Origin of the sequence: Klebsiella quasipneumoniae subsp. quasipneumoniae, from assembly GCF_020525925.1 — a bacterium.
In the GTDB taxonomy this organism is placed as follows: Bacteria; Pseudomonadota; Gammaproteobacteria; order Enterobacterales; family Enterobacteriaceae; genus Klebsiella; species Klebsiella quasipneumoniae.
Genome location: NZ_CP084876.1, coordinates 4,189,035 through 4,209,103, shown reverse-complemented (window position 1 = coordinate 4,209,103; position 20,069 = coordinate 4,189,035). Strand labels below are relative to the sequence as shown.

The 20,069-nt window shown below is 61.2% G+C and carries 20 protein-coding genes; 8 read left to right on the top strand and 12 right to left on the bottom strand.

Annotated elements, in window-relative coordinates; all coding sequences use genetic code 11:
• Positions 1-81: 81 nt before the first annotated feature.
• The 5 genes from LGM20_RS20315 to LGM20_RS20295 are packed head-to-tail and all read right to left on the bottom strand — an operon-like array spanning position 82 to position 4,613.
• Positions 82-777, bottom strand: coding sequence for an ABC transporter ATP-binding protein (locus tag LGM20_RS20315; RefSeq protein WP_004204908.1), 696 nt, complete (start codon positions 775-777; stop codon positions 82-84).
• Positions 770-1,552 carry an ABC transporter ATP-binding protein gene (locus LGM20_RS20310; RefSeq protein ID WP_023288553.1) on the bottom strand — a complete coding sequence of 261 codons (783 nt, stop codon included), beginning with the start codon at positions 1,550-1,552 and terminating at the stop codon, positions 770-772. Before LGM20_RS20310 ends, LGM20_RS20315 begins: the two co-directional genes overlap by 8 nt.
• Positions 1,539-2,588 (bottom strand): branched-chain amino acid ABC transporter permease, encoded by a 1,050-nt coding sequence (locus LGM20_RS20305; protein WP_044521208.1) that lies wholly within the window; start codon positions 2,586-2,588, stop codon positions 1,539-1,541. The genes LGM20_RS20310 and LGM20_RS20305 overlap by 14 nt, the downstream gene beginning before the upstream one ends.
• The gene (locus tag LGM20_RS20300; protein WP_044521209.1) at positions 2,588-3,487 is read right to left on the bottom strand and encodes a branched-chain amino acid ABC transporter permease; all 900 of its coding nucleotides are present in this window, start codon (positions 3,485-3,487) and stop codon (positions 2,588-2,590) included. Before LGM20_RS20300 ends, LGM20_RS20305 begins: the two co-directional genes overlap by 1 nt.
• Positions 3,488-3,506: 19 nt before the next feature.
• Complete coding sequence (locus LGM20_RS20295; RefSeq protein WP_072096492.1) at positions 3,507-4,613, bottom strand: ABC transporter substrate-binding protein; 1,107 nt, start codon at positions 4,611-4,613, stop codon at positions 3,507-3,509.
• Between LGM20_RS20295 and LGM20_RS20290 the strand changes: the two genes are divergently transcribed.
• Entirely contained in the window at positions 4,606-4,749 is a 144-nt protein-coding gene (locus LGM20_RS20290) for a hypothetical protein (RefSeq protein ID WP_032428606.1), read from the top strand. The two genes, LGM20_RS20295 and LGM20_RS20290, sit on opposite strands and share 8 nt — an antisense overlap.
• Positions 4,750-5,188: 439 nt before the next feature.
• Here LGM20_RS20290 and eutC read toward each other — a convergent pair whose 3' ends face one another.
• From eutC to eat, 3 genes are read right to left on the bottom strand one after another with little or no spacing between them, the layout of a single operon-like run.
• Complete coding sequence (gene eutC, locus LGM20_RS20285; protein ID WP_023288555.1) at positions 5,189-5,965, bottom strand: ethanolamine ammonia-lyase subunit EutC; 777 nt, start codon at positions 5,963-5,965, stop codon at positions 5,189-5,191.
• Complete coding sequence (locus tag LGM20_RS20280; RefSeq protein WP_023288556.1) at positions 5,962-7,350, bottom strand: ethanolamine ammonia-lyase subunit EutB; 1,389 nt, start codon at positions 7,348-7,350, stop codon at positions 5,962-5,964. The genes eutC and LGM20_RS20280 overlap by 4 nt, the downstream gene beginning before the upstream one ends.
• Positions 7,351-7,359: 9 nt before the next feature.
• A complete protein-coding gene (gene eat, locus LGM20_RS20275) occupies positions 7,360-8,739 on the bottom strand; it encodes an ethanolamine permease (RefSeq protein WP_032453381.1) in 1,380 nt (459 codons plus the stop codon).
• A gap of 62 nt (positions 8,740-8,801) precedes the next feature.
• Between eat and LGM20_RS20270 the strand changes: the two genes are divergently transcribed.
• The 7 genes from LGM20_RS20270 (at position 8,802) to tauD (ending at position 14,995) form a co-directional block, all read left to right on the top strand.
• Positions 8,802-8,930, top strand: coding sequence for a hypothetical protein (locus LGM20_RS20270; RefSeq protein WP_072199122.1), 129 nt, complete (start codon positions 8,802-8,804; stop codon positions 8,928-8,930).
• Between the two features lie 82 nt (positions 8,931-9,012).
• The gene (gene mmuP / locus LGM20_RS20265) at positions 9,013-10,422 is read left to right on the top strand and encodes an S-methylmethionine permease (RefSeq protein ID WP_044521213.1); all 1,410 of its coding nucleotides are present in this window, start codon (positions 9,013-9,015) and stop codon (positions 10,420-10,422) included.
• On the top strand, positions 10,409-11,341 hold the full coding sequence (mmuM, locus tag LGM20_RS20260; protein ID WP_032453384.1) for a homocysteine S-methyltransferase: 933 nt from the start codon (positions 10,409-10,411) through the stop codon (positions 11,339-11,341). Before mmuP ends, mmuM begins: the two co-directional genes overlap by 14 nt.
• Before the next feature lie 240 nt (positions 11,342-11,581).
• The gene (gene tauA, locus LGM20_RS20255) at positions 11,582-12,544 is read left to right on the top strand and encodes a taurine ABC transporter substrate-binding protein (RefSeq protein ID WP_023288560.1); all 963 of its coding nucleotides are present in this window, start codon (positions 11,582-11,584) and stop codon (positions 12,542-12,544) included.
• Positions 12,545-12,555: 11 nt separating this feature from the next.
• Positions 12,556-13,323: a taurine ABC transporter ATP-binding subunit gene (gene tauB, locus LGM20_RS20250; RefSeq protein ID WP_023288561.1), complete on the top strand. Its 768-nt coding sequence runs from the start codon at positions 12,556-12,558 to the stop codon at positions 13,321-13,323.
• The gene (gene tauC / locus LGM20_RS20245; RefSeq protein WP_032453385.1) at positions 13,320-14,147 is read left to right on the top strand and encodes a taurine ABC transporter permease TauC; all 828 of its coding nucleotides are present in this window, start codon (positions 13,320-13,322) and stop codon (positions 14,145-14,147) included. Before tauB ends, tauC begins: the two co-directional genes overlap by 4 nt.
• The gene (gene tauD / locus LGM20_RS20240; protein WP_023288563.1) at positions 14,144-14,995 is read left to right on the top strand and encodes a taurine dioxygenase; all 852 of its coding nucleotides are present in this window, start codon (positions 14,144-14,146) and stop codon (positions 14,993-14,995) included. Before tauC ends, tauD begins: the two co-directional genes overlap by 4 nt.
• Positions 14,996-15,156: 161 nt before the next feature.
• Here the strand turns inward: tauD and LGM20_RS20235 are convergent, their stop codons facing one another.
• The 4 genes from LGM20_RS20235 to ampH all read right to left on the bottom strand — a co-directional run bounded on the left by LGM20_RS20235 (position 15,157) and on the right by ampH (position 20,042).
• The gene (locus LGM20_RS20235) at positions 15,157-16,875 is read right to left on the bottom strand and encodes a bifunctional ornithine lipid synthase OlsF (protein WP_044521216.1); all 1,719 of its coding nucleotides are present in this window, start codon (positions 16,873-16,875) and stop codon (positions 15,157-15,159) included.
• A 178-nt stretch (positions 16,876-17,053) separates the two neighbouring features.
• On the bottom strand, positions 17,054-17,545 hold the full coding sequence (locus LGM20_RS20230; protein ID WP_072013399.1) for an REP-associated tyrosine transposase: 492 nt from the start codon (positions 17,543-17,545) through the stop codon (positions 17,054-17,056).
• Positions 17,546-17,800: 255 nt separating this feature from the next.
• Entirely contained in the window at positions 17,801-18,775 is a 975-nt protein-coding gene (gene hemB / locus LGM20_RS20225; RefSeq protein WP_002890201.1) for a porphobilinogen synthase, read from the bottom strand.
• Positions 18,776-18,881: 106 nt separating this feature from the next.
• Entirely contained in the window at positions 18,882-20,042 is a 1,161-nt protein-coding gene (ampH, locus tag LGM20_RS20220; RefSeq protein ID WP_044521218.1) for a D-alanyl-D-alanine-carboxypeptidase/endopeptidase AmpH, read from the bottom strand.
• Positions 20,043-20,069 lie beyond the last annotated feature (27 nt).

Below are 20,069 nucleotides of genomic sequence, written 5' to 3'. Positions count from 1 at the left end.
TGTGCTTTGTGTAGCAAGAGACTGCCTGAGGTTGCGGCATCGCAGGAGGCGCCGCCGCAGCCCAGGCAGTTTTAACCACCCTTATCCCCCCAGATACATCCGCTTAATTTCCGGGTTAGTCAGCATCTCCCGCGCCGCGCCTGACAAGGTGATCCGGCCATTCTCCAGGACATACGCCCGATCGGCGATCGCCAGCGCGGCCGTCGCATTCTGCTCCACCAGCAGCACCGTCATATTCTCTTCGCGCAGTTGCTTAATGATGCCGAACAGCTCGCCGACAATTTTCGGCGCCAGCCCGAGGCTCGGTTCATCCAGCATCAATAACACCGGCTCGCTCATCAGCGCCCGGGCGATGGCCAGCATCTGCTGCTCGCCGCCGCTCATGGTGCCCGCCATCTGATGGCGCCGCTCCTTGAGCCGTGGAAAGAGGGCGTACATACGATCGCGCAGGCGGGTGTAGCCGGCGAGATTATTGTAAGCGCCCATGCGCAGGTTCTCTTCGATGGTCAGGTTGGTAAAGACCCGGCGTCCCTCCGGCACCAGCGCCAGCCCGCGACGTACGATCTGGTGGGTCTGGCTGCGCGAGATATCGTCGTTGAGGAAGCTGACGCGCCCGCTGGAGCGCACCAGGTTGACGATCCCATTGAGGGTGGAGGTTTTACCGGCGCCATTGCTGCCGATCAGGGTGACGATCTCCCGGTCATAAACATCGATATCGACGCCTTTCAGCCCCTGGATCACGCCGTAAAAGACCTTCAGTTCTCTGGCGTTAAGCATAATTGGCTTCTCCCAGATAAGCGGAAATGACGTCCGGATGCTGGATCGCCTCGGCCATCAGGCCGCTGAACAATGGCTTACCGTACTCCAGGACCATCACCCGTTCGCACAGGCGGTTGACGAAGGGCATATCGTGCTCGATTAACAGGACGCTGAGCTGATAGTCATGGCGCATGCGGAAGATCAGCTCCGCCAGATCCTCGGTCTCCTTCGGGTTCATCCCGGCGGCCGGCTCATCGAGCAGCAGCAGCTTCGGCGAGGTGGCCAGCGCGCGGGCGATCTCCACTTTGCGCTGGTTGCCATAGCTCAGGTTCGTGGCCTGCATATGGGCGAAGTGGGCGATGCCGATGTCTTCCAGAATGGCCATCGCTTTGGCCTTCGCCGCCCGCTCGGCCGGAAAGTAGCGGCCAATGTGCAGGGCCGCCTCCAGCAGCGAGTAGCGGCTGGCGCGGTCGAGTCCAACCATCACGTTCTCCAGCACCGTCATCGAGTTAAACAGCCGGATATTCTGGAAGGTGCGGGCGATCCCGGCGTTGACCACCTGGTTGGGCTTTAGCCCCTTCAGCGAGGCGCCCGCGAGGGTGACGCTGCCGCTGGTGGGCTTATAGTTGGCGGTGATGACGTTAAACAGGGTGGTCTTGCCCGCGCCGTTAGGGCCGATAAGGCCAAAGATCTCCGCTTCATCAACATGGAAGCTGACGTTGTCGATGGCCCGCAGGCCGCCAAACTGCATGGTGACGTCCTGCACCTGCAGGATGATTTTATTTTCCGCCATAGCTGGTGTTCCTTCTTCCCATCTGCCAAATCTCTTTTTTCCCCAGCAGCCCTTCGCGGGCGAAAAGCATGATGATCAGCAGCAGCAGGGAGAAGACCACCATTCTCAGGCCCGGATAGGCGCCGAGATCGTGACCGAAGAACTGCAGCGGCTGGTCGAGAAAGCGCAGCCACTCGCCGCTGCCGACCACCAGCACGGTGCCGAGCAGGGCGCCGGTGGTGCTGCCGAGCCCGCCGAGGACGATAATAATCAGCAGCTGGAAGGTGAGCATAAAGTCGAACAGCCCCGGGGAAATGGTGGTCAGCAGGGAAGCCAGCAGACCGCCGCCGATCCCTTCGAAGAAGGCGCTGGTGGCGAAGGCGCAGGTTTTAATGCGGAAGGTGTTGACCCCCATGGCGATCGCCGCATCTTCATCGTCGCGAATGGCTTTCATCATCCGGCCATACTTCGACCACACCAGCTGGAGGATCATGCCGGTAGCCAGCAGGGCGAACAGGCCGCACCAGAACAGGAGATGCGGCTGCTGCGGAATATCGTTCAGCCCGATGGCGCCGTTGGTGATTTGCGGGTTGTTAATGGCGAGGATCTTAATGATAAACCCGAAGCCGAGGGTGACGATGGCCAGGTAGTCGCCGCGCACCCGGAAGACCGGCACGGCGAGGCACACCGCCAGCGCCGCCGCGCACAGGCCGCTTATCAGCAGGGCGGGGAGGAAGCCCGCGTGCAGGCTGAGGATCCACGGGCTGGGGGCGGCCATTTCAAACATGTCTACCTTGCTGTCGCTGGAGAGGATCAGCAGGGCGGTGACGTAGGCGCCCACCGCCACGAAGCCGTTCGGCTCCAGCGACAGCTGGCCGGTCACGCCGTTGATCAGGTTGTAGCTGACCGCGAGGATCATAAAGATAAAAATGGTGCTGATGACGCGAACAATGTAGTCATTGAAAACCACGTTGATTCCGGCCAGCAGCGCGATACAGATGACAATAATGGCCAGGTTGCGCAGCTGCGCCCCGGCGGTGGTCGTCGCGTTGAGCATCAGAAACGGCTCCTTTCCAGACGTTCGTCGCCCATAATGCCGACCGGGCGGAACAAGAGGACCAGAATCAAGAACAGGAAGGCGAAAGCGTCTTTATAGCCGCCCAGTTCGGGGAAGATCGCCACCGCGACCACCTCGGTAAAACCGAGGATAAAGCCGCCCAGCACCGCGCCGGTGACGCTGCCGATCCCGCCCAGCACGGCGGCGGCGAAGGCCTTCAGGCCGATAAGCACGCCCATCAGGGGATCGATCGTCGGGTAGCTGATGGAGTAGAACACGCCGCCGAGCGCCGCGAGGCTGCTGCCGAGGGCGAAGACCAGGGAGATGATCCGGTTGGCGTCAATGCCCATCAGACGCACGGTGTTGACGTCAAAGGCTACCGCGCGGATCGCCATTCCATAGCGGGTGCGGTACAGCAGCCAGAGGATCGCCATCAGCAGCAGGACGGTGATCAGCGGCACAATCCACGCCACGTTGGTAATGATGACGCTGCCGAAGGCCCGGGTCTGGTTGAAAAAGTCAGGGGCGGAGAAGAAGCGCGAGCTGCCGCCAAACAGCACGTTAAACAGGTTTTCGAGGAAGAAGCTGACGCCGATGGCGGTGATCAGCATGGAGATTTTCGAGGCCTGGCGCAGCGGACGATAGGCGACCCGGTCAATCAGCATGCCAAACAGGCCGCACAGCCCGAGAGTCAGGAAAACGGCTACCCCGAAGGGTAGCCCAACCGAAGAAAATAAAAACAGCGTACTAAACGCGCCGACCATCATCACGTCCGCATGGGCGAAGTTGATCAGCCTTAGCACGCCATAAACCATCGTATAACCGATGGCAATCAGGGCGTACATGCCCCCAAGACTCATTCCATTGACCACTTGCTGGAGAAAAATGGCGCCGTCCATTTTGTAGCCTCGTCACAACTTAAGGGTTAACCACGGTACGAAACGCCAGCTTGCCATCTTTCACTTCGTTGATGACCGCGCTGCGAATGGCGTCGCCGTTCTGTAACGTCAGCGTGCCGGTCACGCCCTGGAAATCTTTGGTGGCGCGGATTTTTTCATTCACGCAGACCCGATCGTGGGGATCGCTGCACTGGTTCATGGCGTTGACGATAACGTTATAGGCGTCCGCCGCCATAGCGCCCCAGGTATGGGTCGGCTGCTGGTATTTGGCTTCCCAGGCTTTGATGAAGGTTTCCCCGGCCGGGGTCTGCTCTTTGGCGTTCGGCGAGTAGTAATCGGTGGTCATATAGCCGTTGACCGCGTCTTTACCCACATCGAAGAAGACCTGATCTGCGGCCAGACCGTCGCCGCCCACCACCGGTTTGTTGAGCCCCAGCTGTTTTGACTGCACGGCAATCAGCGCCCCTTCGGTGTAGTAGATCGGCATATAAATCATGTCGACATTCTTCGCCTTGACGCTCGCCAGCTGGGCTTTAAAGTCCTTGCTGCCGCCCGGGGCCTGTACCTCGATGGGAATGGTGCCGCCGTTTTTCAGGAACTGGGTGCGGAACGCTTTCGCCAGGCCGACGGAGTAATCGTTGCTACTGTCAAACACGATGGCGGCGGTTTTGGCTTTCAGATCGCGGGAGGCCAGATTGGCCCCGACCACCCCCTGGAAGCTGTCCGAGAAGCAGACCCGGCTGACGTACGGATGGTTGCGGGTGACGCGGTCGTTGGTGGCGGTGGAGGAGACCAGCGGCGTTTTGCTGTCGTCGGCGATCTTGGTCATCGCCAGGGTGTTGGAGGAGGTGACTTCCCCGATCACGGCATCCACTTTATCGCTGGAGACCAGCCGCTGCATGGCGTTGGCCGCTTCGACTTTGTCGCTTTTATCATCGATAACGATAAGCTTGATGGTATCGCCATTTTTTAACGTCGGGGTGATGGTCTGAATAATGTCCAGCCCTTTCTGCGACGGCTGACCATAGCCGCTGAGGGCGCCGCTCAGGGGTAATACCACCCCGATTTTAATTTCCGCTGCCTGCGCGCTGCTCGCGCCGGCCAGCGCGGCTACCAGCGTGGCCATTAAAGACGCTTTCCCGGAAAACGATTTCATTGGTATTTCTCCGTCGGTCGATTATTTATCTTTAACCATCAATGACTGCATAACATTGAGGAATAATTCGCCAGCGTATCTGGCGAATTATTGGCTGTTATGTTGAATAGATAACGAGATATATACCCTAAATAATTCGAGTCGCATGAAGGCGGCATGTGAGCGAGTCCCCAGACGCTTGCAGAAGTCAGTGACTGGGGGGAGAGAACGCAGCCAACGCACATGCAACTTAAAGTATGACGGGTATTTTTAAGGCGCTGAATTACCTTACAACGTCCGTTTCGTTTTTACTCATGCAATATTCTTATTACCTGCAGGCAAGGGTATAAGGCTGGTGACAACACGGCTTTTGATACGCTGAACGTATTTTCCCAGGTGGCGACTGGCGCCTTATCCGGCCTGGAAAAAAAGCAATATAAACCGGTTGAACGGTTTCCACAGGCTCGCGCCAGCGAAGCGCCGCCGGGCGATTTCAGCGCACCCGAATATAATATTCAGGTGCGCCAGGTAATATTAAAAATCTATTCTTCGGCTCGCGTGACTTATTATTTTAAAGGGGTCAATGGTTTTATTTTTCCATGCAGCGCCGGATTATCGCTTTCATCTTTCAGGCGCACGCCGGTAAGCCGTCGTAAAAAAGCCTGCTCCAGCAGCCAGGCCAGTTTAAAGGCGGCGGCGTCATGGCTCAGCCCTTCCGGGCGAATATTGGAGATACAGTTGCGCTCTGACTCCAGCCGCTGCCGATGGGGCTGCCAGGTGAGGTAGACGCCGAGGCTGTCCGGCGAGGAGAGGCCCGGTCGTTCGCCAATCAGGATCGCCACCGCGCGGGCTTTCAGGGTTTCGCCAATATCATCCCCCAGCGCCACCCGCGACTGATGGGCCAACACCACCGGCGCGAGGCCGATCCCCAGCGTCTGCAGCCAGGGCAGCAGGGCGCGGATCAACGGCACCGCCTGACGCTCGACCGCCCAGGAAGAGAGGCCGTCGCCGATCACCAGCAGCAGGTCGGCGGGGCGGACGCCGCTGGCGGCGAGGTCGGCGCGACTCTCGTCGGCGAGCTGCCGCCCGAGATCCGGGCGCCGCAGATAGGTATGACGGTCCGGCGCGGCGCTGTGCACCGTCAGGGTGTCGAGGCCGAGCGCCGCCAGCGGCGCCACCAGCTGCTGGCTGGCGAACGGCTGATGAATGGCGTCCCGCGCTCTGGCGTGGGCCAGACCAAAGTTAAGGACTTCGCGGGTCGGCAGGCTGGCGCCGCTGCGGCCCAGGGCGATCCGCGCATCGGTAAATTCACGCAGCGGGTTCCAGGCGTCGGGACGGTTCATACGGGGGCTCCTTGCGGCAGAACGGACAGCAGCGGATGGCGGGCGTCGGTGAGCCGCAGCGCGCCGTGCGGATCGATAATTTGCATCTTCGCCAGCCAGTCGGCGAACTCCGGGGCATGCTTTAAGCCCAGCAGACGACGGGCGTAGAGCGCGTCATGGAACGAGGTGCTCTGGTAATTAAGCATGATATCGTCCGCCCCTGGCACGCCGATCAGGAAGGTGAGCCCGGCGGCGCACAGCAGGGTCAGCAGGGTGTCCATATCATCCTGATCCGCTTCCGCGTGGTTGGTATAGCAGACGTCGCAGCCGATCGGCAGACCCATCAGCTTGCCGCAGAAGTGATCCTCCAGCCCGGCGCGAATAATCTGCTTACCGTCGTAGAGATACTCCGGACCGATAAAGCCGACCACCGTATTGACCAGCAGCGGTTCAAAGTGGCGGGCGACGGCGTAGGCCCGCGCCTCGCAGGTCTGCTGGTCGACGCCGTGGTGGGCGTTGGCCGACAGGCAGCTCCCCTGGCCGGTCTCAAAATACATTACATTGTTGCCGAGGGTGCCGCGACCGAGGCTGAGGGCCGCCTCGCGGGCCTCCTGCAGCATGGCAAGGTTGATGCCGAAGCCGCTGTTGGCCGCTTCGGTTCCCGCCACCGACTGAAACACCAGATCCACCGGCGCGCCGCGCTCAATCAGCTGCAGCGTATTGGTGACGTGGGTCAGAATGCAGGACTGGGTGGGAATGGCGAAGCGCTGGATAATATCGTCCAGCATCACGTTCAGCTGCGCCAGCACCGGTAAGCTGTCGCTGGCCGGGTTGATGCCGATCACCGCATCCCCGGCGCCGTACAGCAGTCCGTCGAGCATACTGGCGGCGATGCCTTTCAGGTCATCGGTGGGATGATTGGGCTGCAGGCGCACGCTGAGGTGGCCGGGCAGGCCGATGGTGTTGCGAAAGCGCGTCACCACCTGACACTTGCTGGCGGCGAGGATCAGATCCTGATTGCGCATCAGCTTGCTTACCGCCGCCGCCATCTCCGGGGTGATAGCGCGGGCGACCCGCTGCAGCGTGGCGGTATCGGTGGCATCGTCCAGCAGCCAGTCGCGGAAATCGCCGACCGTCAGGTGACGCAGGGCGGCAAAGCCCTGCGCATCATGGGTGTCGAGGATCAGGCGGGTCACTTCGTCCTGCTCGTAGGGGATAAGCGGGTTGTCGAGAATGTCGGTCAGCGGCACCTCGGCGAGGGTCATTTTCGCCGCCATCCGCTCTTCGGCCGAGTGGGCGATAACGCCCGCCAGGGCGTCGCCGGAGCGGGCCGGCGACGCTTTCGCCATCAGCGTTTTCAGACTATCAAAGCGCCATACCTGGCCCGATAGCGTGGTTTTATACATGCCGCCTCCTCAGGAGACCGTGCGCAGTTGAGGATCCACTGGCGCCCGTTCACGGGCCGCTGCGGTTTTGCGGAACCACAGGTAGCCGCCGAGCATCATCGCCGCGAAAATCAGCGCCAGCAGCAGGTTATACCAGACCATCGCCACCAGGCAGATCACCGCCATGCCGAGGGCAAAGGCCGGCGCCAGCGGGTAGAGCGGCGCGCGGAACGGACGGATCAGCTTCGGCTCGCTACGGCGCAGTTTGAACAACGCCGCCATGGAAGTGATATACATAACAATAGCCCCAAATACCGACATGGTGACGATGCAGGCGGTCAACGGCATGCCGCTGATGGTGATCAGCGAGTCGGAGAAGATCGCGGCGATACCCACCACGCCGCCGGCGAGGATCGCCAGATGCGGGGTGCGGGTGCGGCGGTTGAGGGAGGCCAGCCCGGCGGGCAGATAGCCGGCGCGGGCGAGGGAGTAGATCTGCCGCGAGTAGCCCATAATGATGCCGTGGAAGGAGGCGACGAGGCCAAACAGCCCCAGCCACACCAGCATATGCAGCCAGCCGCTGCCGTTGCCCACCACCGTCTTCATCGCCTGAGGCAGCGGGTCGTTGATATTGGACAGCGCGCGCCAGTCGCCGACGCCGCCGGCGAAGACCATCACGCCGATCGCCAGCACCGTCAGCGTCAGAATGCCGCCGCCCAGGGCGCGCGGAATGGTGCGCTGCGGATCTTTGGCCTCTTCGGCGGCCATGGAAGCCCCCTCAATGGCGAGGAAGAACCAGATGGCGAACGGAATGGCGGCGAACATCCCCGGCAGCGCCAGGCCGCTAAAGCTTTCCGCGCCCGCCCAGCCGTTGGCGGTGAAGTGGCTCCAGGAGAAGCCGGGGGCGACCACGCCCATAAACACCAGCAGCTCGAAGATGGCCAGCAGGGTGACGATCAGCTCGAAGGTGGCGGCGATGCCGACGCCGAGGATATTGAGCGTCATAAAGATCACGTAAGCGCCGCAGGCGACCCACTTCGGATCCAGCGCCGGAAACTGCACGTTGAGGTAGGCGCCGATGGCCATGGCGATGGCCGGCGGGGCGAAGACGAATTCAATCAGGGTGGCAAAACCGGCGATAAAGCCGCCGGTGGGCCCGAAGGCGCGGTAGGCGTAGGCGAAAGGGCCGCCAGCGTGCGGGATGGCGGTGGTCAGCTCGGTAAAGCTGAAAATAAAGGCGCAGTACATGGCGGCGACCGCCAGGGCGACGACCATAAACCCCATCGTGCCCGCCTGCGACCAGCCGTAGCTCCAGCCGAAGTACTCCCCGGATATCACCAGTCCGACGGCGATCCCCCATAAACGAAAACTGCCGAGCGTTCTTTTTAAGGTGGTGGTGTGCTCTGTCATACGTGTTGCCTCGCCAGATAGAAAGGTTCTGAACGACAGGCTGCAAAGAGAGTGCCAGAACGTTGTCCGCCGCGATGAGGCGCCAGCCCGTGGCGCGCTCACCGGCGCTGCGCAAAAATGGGGCAGGCTGCACGCTGTCGGCGCGCGACCTGGTGCAGCGGCTTTGCTTTTTCCGCGGTGGCACGGTATAACACTTCTTCTTTTGGATGTTTAGATGTCTATACGTTTATACGCATCATGGCCCGGGCAAGCGGGCTGGCGTGAGAAAATAAAATGCAAAGCACAACACAACAACAAGGTGGGCAACTGAAGCGCACCATGAAAACGCGCCATCTGATCATGTTGTCGCTCGGCGGCGTGATTGGCACCGGCCTGTTCTTTAATACCGGCTATATCATCTCCACCACCGGCGCGGCCGGAACGCTGCTGGCGTATCTGATTGGCGCCCTGGTGGTCTGGCTGGTGATGCAGTGCCTCGGCGAACTGTCGGTGGCGATGCCGGAGACCGGCGCCTTTCACGTTTACGCGGCGCGCTACCTTGGCCCGGCGACGGGCTATACCGTGGCGTGGCTCTACTGGCTGACGTGGACGGTGGCGCTGGGTTCGAGCTTCACCGCCGCCGGCTTCTGTATGCAGTACTGGTTCCCGCAGGTGCCGGTCTGGATCTGGTGCGTGGTGTTCTGCGGGGTGATTTTCGGCCTTAACATCATTTCGACCCGCTTCTTCGCCGAAGGCGAGTTCTGGTTCTCGCTGGTGAAAGTGATCACCATCATCGCGTTTATTATTCTCGGCGGCGCGGCCATTTTCGGCATCATTCCGATGCAGGATGGCTCCCCGGCGCCGGGCCTGCGCAATATCACCGCCGAAGGCTGGTTCCCGCACGGCGGCCTGCCGATCCTGATGACCATGGTGGCGGTGAACTTCGCCTTCTCCGGGACGGAGCTTATCGGCATTGCCGCCGGAGAGACGGAAAACCCGCATAAGGTCATTCCGGTCGCCATTCGCACCACCATCGCCCGGCTGATTATTTTCTTTATCGGCACCGTGTTTGTGCTGGCGGCGCTGATCCCAATGCAGCAGGCGGGGGTGGAGAAAAGCCCCTTCGTGCTGGTGTTTGAAAAGGTGGGCATCCCTTACGCGGCGGATATTTTCAACTTCGTGATCCTGACGGCGATCCTCTCGGCGGCCAACTCCGGCCTGTACGCTTCCGGGCGGATGCTGTGGTCGCTGTCGAACGAGAAGACGCTGCCGGCCTGCTTTGCCAAAGTCAATAAACGGGGCGTGCCGGTGACCGCGCTGTCGGTGAGTATGCTGGGCGGCGTGCTGGCGCTGTTCTCCAGCGTGGTGGCGCCCGATACGGTGTTTGTGGCGCTGTCGGCGATCTCCGGCTTTGCGGTGGTGGCGGTGTGGTTGAGCATCTGCGCCTCGCACTTTATGTTCCGCCGCCGCCATCTGCAGCAGGGTAAGGCGCTGAGCGATCTGCAGTATCGCGCCCCCTGGTATCCGGTGGTGCCGATTCTGGGCTTTGTGCTGTGCCTGGTGGCCTGCGTGGGCCTCGCTTTTGACCCGAGCCAGAGAATTGCGCTGTGGTGCGGGATCCCCTTCGTGGCCCTGTGCTATGGTGCCTGGTATCTTACTCGTTCACGGAAAATGACTCAGGAGCCTCAACATGTCGCAGACTAATCCGTTTACCGCCCTGCTTGCCGCCCAGCCTTTTGTGCTGCTGGACGGCGCCATGGCCACCGAGCTGGAGGCCCGCGGCTGCGATCTGGCTGACAGCCTGTGGTCGGCGAAAGTGCTGCTGGAAAATCCGCAGCTGATCCGCGATGTGCATCTCGACTACTTTCGCGCCGGAGCGCAGGTGGCGATCACCGCCAGCTATCAGGCCACTCCCGCCGGCTTTGCCGCGCGCGGCCTGGATGATGCGCAGTCCCGGGCGCTGATCGGCAAAAGCGTCGAGCTGGCGCGCAAAGCGCGCGAGGCGTACCTCGCTGAGAATCCACACGCCGGCACGCTGCTGGTCGCCGGTTCGGTGGGGCCGTATGGCGCCTTTCTCGCCGACGGCTCGGAGTATCGCGGCGATTATCAGCGCAGTGCGGCAGAGTTCCAGGCCTTCCACCGCCCGCGCGTCGAAGCGCTGCTGGATGCGGGCGCCGACCTGCTGGCCTGTGAAACCCTGCCGTCATTCGCCGAGATCCAGGCCCTGACAGCCCTGCTGCAGGAGTATCCCCGCGCCCGCGCCTGGTACTCCTTCACGCTGCGCGACGCCGAACATCTCAGCGATGGCACGCCGCTGCGCGAGGTGATGGCCGCCCTGGCGGATAACCCGCAGGTGGTGGCGGTGGGCATCAACTGTATCGCGCTGGAAAATACGCCCGCGGCGCTGGCGCATCTGCACAGCCTGACGGCGCTGCCGCTGGTGGTCTATCCTAACTCCGGCGAACATTATGATGCGGTGAGCAAGACCTGGCACCATCATGGCGAAGCCTGCGCCAGCCTGACGGATTATCTGCCGCAGTGGCTGGCGGCCGGGGCGAGGCTGATCGGCGGCTGCTGCCGCACCACGCCGAAGGATATCGCTGAGCTTAACGCGAAGCGCTGAGTTTTGTGCCGGGTGGCGTTGCGCTTACCCGGCCTACATATGGCGCGATCTGTAGGCCGGGCAAGGCGTAGCTGCCACCCGGCGCCAACCCTCTGCCGCCAACCCACCGCGCAAAATCAACTATCCTTTCCCGCTTTTGTTCTAAAAACGATTCGCTATTAGCCAGAATTTTTAATTACTTCATCTCCATCCTGATGCCGGAAATACTGCACCTATAACAACTCAGGGGAAGCAGACATTATGGCATTCACATCGCGAATTACTCTTCTGGCGGCGCTGGCCGTCGCCGCCTTCCAGGCGCAGGCGGTCAATGTGACCGTGGCGTATCAAACCTCCGCTGAGCCGGCGAAAGTCGCCCAGGCGGACAACACCTTCGCCAAAACCAGCGGGGCGACCGTCGACTGGCGGAAATTTGACAGCGGCGCCAGCGTGGTGCGCGCCCTGGCCTCCGGCGATGTGCAGATCGGCAATATCGGCTCCAGCCCGCTGGCGGTGGCTGCCAGCCAGCAGGTGCCGATTGAAGTGTTCCTGCTCGCTTCAAAGCTCGGCAACTCCGAAGCGCTGGTGGTGAAGAAAAGCATCACCAAACCGGAAGATCTGATCGGCAAGCGCATCGCCGTGCCGTTTATCTCCACCACCCACTACAGCCTGCTGTCGGCGCTCAAACACTGGGGCATCAAGCCGGGCCAGGTGCAGATTATTAACCTGCAGCCGCCGGCGATTATCGCCGCCTGGCAGCGCGGGGATATCGACGGGGCTTACGTCTGGGCGCCAGCGGTTAACGAACTGGAAAAAGAGGGCAAGGTGCTGACCGATTCCGCGCAGGTCGGGGAGTGGGGCGCACCGACCCTCGACGTCTGGGTGGTCCGTAAGGACTTCGCCGAGCAGCATCCGGAGATCGTCAAAGCGTTTGCTAAAAGCGCCATCGACGCCCAGCAGCCCTACATCGCCAACCCGGATGAGTGGCTGAAGCAGCCGGACAACATCAGCAAGCTGGCGCGCCTGAGCGGCGTGCCGGAAGCCGATGTCCCGGGGCTGGTGAAGGGGAACACCTACCTGACCGCCGCTGAGCAGGCGCAGGCGCTGAACGGGCCGGTCAATCAGGCCATCGTCGATACTGCGCGCTTTCTGAAAGAGCAGGGCAAAGTGCCCGCGGCGGGAACCGATTATCGTCAGTACGTTACTGATCGTTTCGTGAAGTAAAGGAGGCGGCGATGCTGCAAATCTCGCATCTTTCCGCCGACTATGGCGGTAAACCGGCGCTGGCGGATATCAACCTGACGCTGGAGAGTGGGGAGCTGCTGGTGGTGCTGGGGCCTTCGGGCTGCGGTAAAACTACCCTGCTGAACCTGATTGCCGGATTCGTGCCCTATCAGCACGGCAGCATCACCCTCGAAGGTCAGCGGGTGACCGGGCCGGGCGCAGAGCGCGGCGTGGTCTTCCAGAACGAAGGCCTGCTGCCCTGGCGCAATGTGCAGGATAACGTGGCGCTGGGGCTGCAGCTGGCGGGCGTGGATAAAGCGCAGCGGCGGCAAGCGGCGGCGCAGATGCTGAAAAAGGTCGGCCTCGAAGGGGCGGAAAAGCGCTTTATCTGGCAGCTGTCCGGCGGTCAACGCCAGCGGGTGGGCATCGCCCGGGCGCTGGCGGCGAATCCGCAGCTGTTGCTGCTGGATGAGCCCTTCGGCGCGCTTGACGCCTTTACCCGCGAGCAGATGCAAACGCTGCTGCTGACCCTCTGGCATGAGACCGGCAAACAGGTGCTGCTCATCACCCATGACATTGAAGAGGCCATCTTTATGGCGACCGAGCTGGTGCTGTTGTCGCCGGGGCCGGGGCGGGTGGTGGAGCGGCTGCCGCTGGATTTCAGCCGCCGCTTTGTCGCGGGCGAACCCTGCCGCAGCATCAAATCCGACCCGCGGTTTATTGAACAGCGGGAATACATTCTGAGCCGGGTGTTTGACCAACGGGAGGCTTTCTCATGAGCGTGGTACTGAACGACAAACCGCGTCAACTGACGCTGAAGTGGCGCTGGCCGCTCTCCCGTCAGCTCACCCTCAGCGTGGCGACCCTGGCGGTGTTGCTGGCCGTCTGGTGGGCGGTCGCGGCGCTGCAGCTGATTAGCCCGCTGTTTCTGCCGCCGCCGGGCCAGGTGCTGCAGAAGCTTATCACTATCGCCGGGCCGCAGGGCTTTATGGATGCGACGCTCTGGCAGCACCTGGCGGCGAGCCTGACGCGGATCGTTATCGCTCTGCTGGCGGCTGTGCTGATCGGCGTGCCGGTGGGGATCGCCATGGGGCTCAACTCAACGGTGCGCGGGATCCTCGATCCGCTGATCGAGCTTTATCGGCCGGTGCCGCCGCTGGCCTACTTACCGCTGATGGTGATCTGGTTTGGCATCGGTGAAACGTCGAAGATCCTGCTGATCTACCTGGCGATTTTCGCCCCGGTAGCGATGTCGGCGCTGGCGGGGGTAAAAAGCGCGCAGCAGGTGCGGATTCGCGCCGCCCGTTCGCTGGGCGCCAGCCGGGCGCAGGTGCTGTGGCTGGTGATCCTGCCCGGCGCGCTGCCGGAGATCCTCACCGGGCTGCGCATTGGTCTTGGCGTCGGTTGGTCAACGCTGGTGGCCGCTGAGCTGATCGCCGCCACCCGCGGGTTAGGGTTTATGGTGCAGTCCGCCGGCGAGTTTCTCGCCACCGATGTGGTGCTGGCGGGGATCGCGGTGATTGCCATTATCGCCTTTTTACTGGAACTGGGTCTGCGCGCGCTGCAGCGGCGCCTGACGCCCTGGCATGGAGAAGTACAATGAGTGAACGTCTGAGCATTACCCCGCTGGGGCCGTATATTGGCGCGCAGGTGACCGGGGCGGATTTAACCCGTCCGTTGAGCGACAACCAGTTTGAACAGCTGTATCACGCGGTGCTGCGTCATCAGGTGGTATTCCTGCGCGAGCAAAATATCACCCCGGCGCAACAGCGCGACCTGGCGCTGCGGTTTGGCGACCTGCATATCCATCCGGTCTACCCTCACGCCCCTGGCGTGGAGGAGATTATCGTCCTCGATACCCACAACGATAATCCGCCGGATAATGACAACTGGCATACCGATGTCACCTTTATCGACACGCCGCCCGCCGGCGCTATTCTGGCGGCGAAAGAGTTGCCGACGACCGGCGGGGACACTCTGTGGACCAGCGGTATCGCCGCCTGGGAAGCGCTGTCAGAGCCCTTCCGGCAGCTGCTGAGCGGCCTGCATGCGGAACACGATTTCCGTAAATCGTTCCAGGAGTATAAGTACAACCACACGGAAGCCGAGCATCGGCGCTGGCAGGAGGCGGTGGCGAAGCATCCGCCGCTGCTGCACCCGGTGGTGCGTACCCACCCGGTGACCGGCAAGCAGGCGCTGTTCGTTAACGAAGGCTTTACCACGCGGATTGTAGATGTGACCGAGAAAGAGAGCGCGGCGCTGCTGAGCTTCCTCTTTGCCCATATCACCAAACCGGAGTTTCAGGTGCGCTGGCGCTGGCAGCCGAACGATGTCGCTATCTGGGATAACCGGGTAACCCAGCATTACGCCAACGCCGACTATCTGCCGCAGCGGCGGATCATGCACCGGGCGACGATCCTTGGCGATAAGCCGTATTACCGGGCGGGGTAAGGCTTGTATCAGCCGCGAGCCGCGGAGAAAAGCGGATGCTGCATTGCCCGCTGCTTCCCGGAGGCGGCGCCTGACGCGGCTTTTCCGGGCTACCGAACCGTCGGAAACGGTGAACCGTAGCCCGGCTAAGGCGCAACGCGCCGCAAGCCGGGAAAAAGCGTTTATGCCGATTTTTGCGCACCCAGATGCGCGCCAATATAGCGCAGATAGCGATTCGCCTTCAGGTAGGTGAGATCCACCAGCACCAGACCATCCACGCAGTTATTGAAATCCGGATCGCTGCCGAAATCGATAAACTGCACTCCGCCCGGCTCGCACACTTCCGAGTACTGCTTATACAGCGGCGGGATCGCGCAGCCGAGATTGCCCAGCAGGGACTTCAGCCGGGCCAGGTCGTCGTTGTAATCCTCCCCGCCAAACTGCGCCAGCACGTCGGGCAGCGACGCCGGATAAGGGCGACGCGACTCCGCCAGCGGATGCGTCGCCGGGAACCACAGCCGGTAGAACGCCACCAGCAGATCGCGAGCGGCGGGCGGCAGCCCGCCAGAAATCGACACCGGGCCAAACAGATAGCGATAGTGCGGATAGCGCGCCAGATAAGCGCCGATGCCGGACCACAGATAGTCCAGCCCGCGTCGACCCCAGTAGCGCGGCTGGATAAAGCTGCGCCCCAGCTCAATGCCGTGCTGCAGGATGTCGTCCATCCGCCCGTCGTAGTGGAAGAGACTGGAGCTGTAGATCCCCTCCAGGCCGCGCTTTGCCAGCTGTATGGCCGTCGGCATAAAGCGGTAAGCGCCGACGATTTCCAGATCTTCTTCATCCCACAGGATCAGATGCAGATAATCGTCGTCATACCGGTCGATATCCCGCCGTTTGCCGCTGCCTTCCCCGACCGCGCGGAAGGCGATTTCCCGCAGGCGTCCCAGCTCGCGCAGCAGCGGCGCCTCCTCCTGGCCGTTGCGCTGCCAGAGGTAAATTACTTTGCCGTCGGCGGTGCGGCCCAGGCATTCAGCCTTGTGCAGTTCGCGTTTAAGCCGCGCCCGGTCTTCCGGACGGGCGATGGCGCTTTCGGTTTTAAACCGCCCCGGCAGCCCTTTGCGCAGCTGGTCAAGGTGCTGATAGCAGCGGCCGGTAAGCTCGCGAGCGCTGGACTGGGCATCGAACCAGCTCGACCAGGGGATCTGCTGGCCGATGCGCACCGGCAGGCTGCTGTTGCGCCGGCGAAACATCTGTTGCATCAGCAGGAGCAGCGGCAGGTTGTCGGAGACCAGGGTGCTGGCGTAAAACAGGGCGCTGTTGTGGGCGTTAATCCACGCCGGCAGCAGCGGGGCGCGATATTTTGCCGCCAGCTTAATAAAGCCCGAGTGCCATTTTTTATCGCGGATGCCGCGACGGGTGAGGCGGGAGACTTCCCCCGCCGGGAAGAAGATCAGCACCCCGCCGGCCTGCAGCTGCTGGTCCATCTGCTGCAGCGCCGTTTTAGCGGTGCGGCCATGAATATTATCCACCGGGATAAACAGCGAGCTCAGGGGCTCAAGGTGGGTGAGCATGCGGTTGGTGACCACTTTGACATCGCGGCGCACGCGGGATACCGCATACAGGAGCGCCAGGCCATCGAGGGTGCCGGTGGGGTGGTTGGCGATAATGACCAGCGGGCCATATTCGGGGATTTGTTCGAGATCGTGCGCCGGGATAGCGCAGCGGATATTGAGGTATTCCAGCACCTGTTCGACCGTATCAAGCCCCTTCAGGTGGCGGTGACGGTCGGCAAATTGTTGAAACTCTTCCTCATAAAATAGCTTTTTTAACAGTTTCTTTTGCCAGGGGGCGGGCCTCGCCTGAGGCCACAGGTCATCGAGTACGTTGTCGAGACTAAACATAGTGGCTCCTCCTCCGTCCTGCCCAGACAGTAGAAGGTAGAGATGTCGTTCAGATTACAGTTGGGTGAAGTTTCGCTCGCAGCGGGGGAGGTTTCCCGGATAGCGGCTAACGCCTCATCCGGGCTACAGTTGGCGCCGATTTGTAGCCCCGGTAAGCGTCAGCGCCACCGGGGAGAGGCTATCGGCGTTCACCGCAGCTAAGATCAAAGCTATCGCCAGCCCAATTTGGTGGATATAGCCCGCGCTGGACATCGCGATGAAAGGTTGAAAATGGCCAATCGATCACCCGGGTGACCCAGCCATGCTTAAGTGGATTGATATGGATGTAATCAACGTGTCGGCGGTAATCATCTTCATCGCGTATGGCATGCTCCCAGAAGCGCGGTTGCCAGAGGGGTTGTCGTTTTAACGTTCTGGTAAAACAGCCTTTGATATCTCTCCAGCGTGAAGAAAAATCGTCATCATTATGAGGTAGTGTCCAGATGCAATGCAGATGTTCAGGCAACACCACCCAGGCATCAATAATAAAAGGGCGATGTTGTTTAACAACAGCGACAGAGTAGCGCAATAATTCTATGTTTTCAGTTAGGTGCATGCTTCTACGGTCTTTAAGGTTAACAGTGAAGAACCAGGTTCCCCCCTTAATGTAATAACGTCGATAAGCCACCACAGGATCTCCTGGAATTCGGTATTTATGATGTGGTTTAACACGTTAGAAAGCGAAATCCGGTACGCCAAGGAGAAGGCGCAGAAGGTGGAAAGCAGCGCGCAAAGTTTTAGCTACAGATATTGGTTAGCGCCTGTCCCCGGATAGCGGCGCAAGCGCCTTATCCGGGCTACGGTGTGGTGGTCGCGATAAATACAGCGCACCGGGGATGAGGTTTGGTAGCCCCGGTAAGCGCAGCGCCACCGGGGAGAGGGAGGCTTAACGGAGGATTTTTTTCTCGGCCAGGTCGAGGGCGAAATAGCTGAAGATCAGGTCGGCGCCCGCGCGTTTGATCGCGCCAAGGCTTTCCAGAACCACTTTCTCTTCATCGATAGCGCCCGCCTGGGCGGCGAATTTGATCATCGCGTACTCCCCGCTGACCTGATACGCGCCGAGCGGCAGATCGCTGCGCTCGCGGATATCGCGCAGAATATCCAGGTAGGCGCCAGCCGGTTTCACCATCAGGCAGTCGGCGCCCTGGGCTTCATCGAGCAGCGACTCGCGAATGGCTTCCCGGCGGTTCATCGGGCTCATCTGATAGGTTTTACGATCGCCCTTCAGCGCGGTACCGGCCGCTTCGCGGAACGGGCCGTAGAAGGAAGACGCGAACTTGGTCGAGTAGGACATGATCGCCGTATTGGTGAAGCCGGCAGCGTCAAGCGAGCGGCGAATCGCCTGCACCTGACCATCCATCGCGGCGGAAGGGGCGATGAAGTCCGCGCCGGCGGCGGCGGCGACAACGGCCTGTTTGCCGAGGTTTTCCAGGGTCGCGTCGTTGTCCACCCCGTGGTCGCACAGCACGCCACAGTGGCCGTGGGAGGTGTATTCGCAGAAGCAGGTATCGGACATGACGATCATCTCCGGCACCGTAGACTTACAGATCCGCGACATACGCGCCACCAGACCATTTTCATTCCAGGTATCGCTGCCGGTGGCGTCAGTGTGATGAGAAATGCCAAAGGTCATCACCGAGCGAATGCCGGCATTGGCGATGCGTTCGATCTCGCGCGCCAGATATTTTTCCGGAATGCGCATCACGCCGGGCATAGCCTCGATCGCTTTGTAATCATCAATTTCTTCTTCAACAAAGATCGGCAACACCAGGTCGTTCAAACTCAGTGTTGTCTCTTCAAACAGGGCGCGCAGCGCAGCGGATTGACGCAGGCGGCGGGGGCGAGTGATTAAATCTGTCATGGTTTGCCTGATTTTGTGAAATGAAAGACGTTAGTGTAACTGAAATGGCATGGGGATGTTTCGCCAAAACGATCGTTATGTCGCATCTGCGAAACCTCCCCCGGGCTTACTGGCTGGCCGTCTGCATGTTGGGCTGCGCGCCGCTCAGCTCGCTGACCAGGTCGTTGATGCCATCGCTCATATTGTTGAAGCGGGTTAACGGCGAGCGGGTCACCACCACAAAAGCGCCGACGTTAGCCTGCGGATTCATCGCCATATAGGTGATAAACCCGCCGCCGCCGCCGGTTTTCTGAATAATCCCCGGATGGCCATTCTTCGGCTTCATATACACCCAGCCAAGCCCCAGCGCGTCGGCGCGGCCCGGCACGTCCATACCGATCACCCGGGTCAGCTGGTTACGCTGATAAATCAGCGTCTGCATCCGGTCGGCCTGCTGGCCGCGGGTATAGAAATCGGATGACAGGAACTGCTGCATCCAGCGCATCATATCCCCCGGCGTCGAGTAGACTCCGCCGCTGCCGATCGCCGCCAGGGTGTTGTTGCACGGGCTGGCGCCTTTTTCCGGGATCATCAGCCGCTGGCACTGGTCCGGCGACGGGGTAAAGGTGGTGTCCTTCATCCCCAGCGGTCGGGTGATCTGCTCTTCAAATAGCTGCGGATAAGGTTTGCCGGCGGCGGTGGAGAGCGCGTCCGCCAGCAAATCGAAGGCCAGGTTGGAGTAGGCCGCCTGCGAGCCCGGCGCGGTCTTCAGGGTCGCGGTAGAGAGCCAGCTCCAGCGCTGCTGGCGGGTCGGCCAGACAAACACCGGGCGATGGGCGGCGCCGCCAGGCTGTTCGCGCGGCAGGGCGCTGGTATGGGTCGCGAGATTCACCAGGGTGATCGGTTTTCCCTGCCAGTCAGGCACCCGAGCGCCCGGCGGGGCGTATTTGCTCAGCGGATCGTCGAGTTTCACCACCCCCTGGTCGAGCAGCTTCACCAGCATCTCGCTGGTCATCAGTTTGCTGAGGGAGGCGATACGGATCACCGAGTCGAGCTGAGGGTGCTGATTATTCCCGGGGCGAGTTTCGCCAAAGCTGCGAAACACGCGCTGATTGCCATCGATCACCACCAGCGCCATGCCGGTGGCGCCGCTGCCGTAGTAGATATGATTGGCGTAACGATCGACCACATCCGAGGCGAAAACCGGGTCAACGGTGGGCTGTGCGGCCTGCGCCGAGGTCCACGACGCCGCGCACAGCGCAGCAAAAATGAGCAAACTACGTTTCAACGGAAATCATCCATTAAATAAATAAAA

What these genes read in the sequence shown, in the direction of transcription:
- LGM20_RS20295 (WP_072096492.1), bottom strand. Translation starts at nt 4,613, where the DNA reads ATGGCCACGCTGGTAGCCGCGCTGGCCGGCGCGAGCAGCGCGCAGGCA.
- LGM20_RS20280 (WP_023288556.1), bottom strand. Translation starts at nt 7,350, where the DNA reads ATGTATAAAACCACGCTATCGGGCCAGGTATGGCGCTTTGATAGTCTG.
- tauC (WP_032453385.1), top strand. Translation starts at nt 13,320, where the DNA reads ATGAGCGTGGTACTGAACGACAAACCGCGTCAACTGACGCTGAAGTGG.
- LGM20_RS20300 (WP_044521209.1), bottom strand. Translation starts at nt 3,487, where the DNA reads ATGGACGGCGCCATTTTTCTCCAGCAAGTGGTCAATGGAATGAGTCTT.
- LGM20_RS20310 (WP_023288553.1), bottom strand. Translation starts at nt 1,552, where the DNA reads ATGGCGGAAAATAAAATCATCCTGCAGGTGCAGGACGTCACCATGCAG.
- eutC (WP_023288555.1), bottom strand. Translation starts at nt 5,965, where the DNA reads ATGAACCGTCCCGACGCCTGGAACCCGCTGCGTGAATTTACCGATGCG.
- tauB (WP_023288561.1), top strand. Translation starts at nt 12,556, where the DNA reads ATGCTGCAAATCTCGCATCTTTCCGCCGACTATGGCGGTAAACCGGCG.
- LGM20_RS20235 (WP_044521216.1), bottom strand. Translation starts at nt 16,875, where the DNA reads ATGTTTAGTCTCGACAACGTACTCGATGACCTGTGGCCTCAGGCGAGG.
- LGM20_RS20305 (WP_044521208.1), bottom strand. Translation starts at nt 2,588, where the DNA reads ATGCTCAACGCGACGACCACCGCCGGGGCGCAGCTGCGCAACCTGGCC.
- LGM20_RS20315 (WP_004204908.1), bottom strand. Translation starts at nt 777, where the DNA reads ATGCTTAACGCCAGAGAACTGAAGGTCTTTTACGGCGTGATCCAGGGG.
- mmuM (WP_032453384.1), top strand. Translation starts at nt 10,409, where the DNA reads ATGTCGCAGACTAATCCGTTTACCGCCCTGCTTGCCGCCCAGCCTTTT.
- mmuP (WP_044521213.1), top strand. Translation starts at nt 9,013, where the DNA reads ATGCAAAGCACAACACAACAACAAGGTGGGCAACTGAAGCGCACCATG.
- tauA (WP_023288560.1), top strand. Translation starts at nt 11,582, where the DNA reads ATGGCATTCACATCGCGAATTACTCTTCTGGCGGCGCTGGCCGTCGCC.
- hemB (WP_002890201.1), bottom strand. Translation starts at nt 18,775, where the DNA reads ATGACAGATTTAATCACTCGCCCCCGCCGCCTGCGTCAATCCGCTGCG.
- tauD (WP_023288563.1), top strand. Translation starts at nt 14,144, where the DNA reads ATGAGTGAACGTCTGAGCATTACCCCGCTGGGGCCGTATATTGGCGCG.
- eat (WP_032453381.1), bottom strand. Translation starts at nt 8,739, where the DNA reads ATGACAGAGCACACCACCACCTTAAAAAGAACGCTCGGCAGTTTTCGT.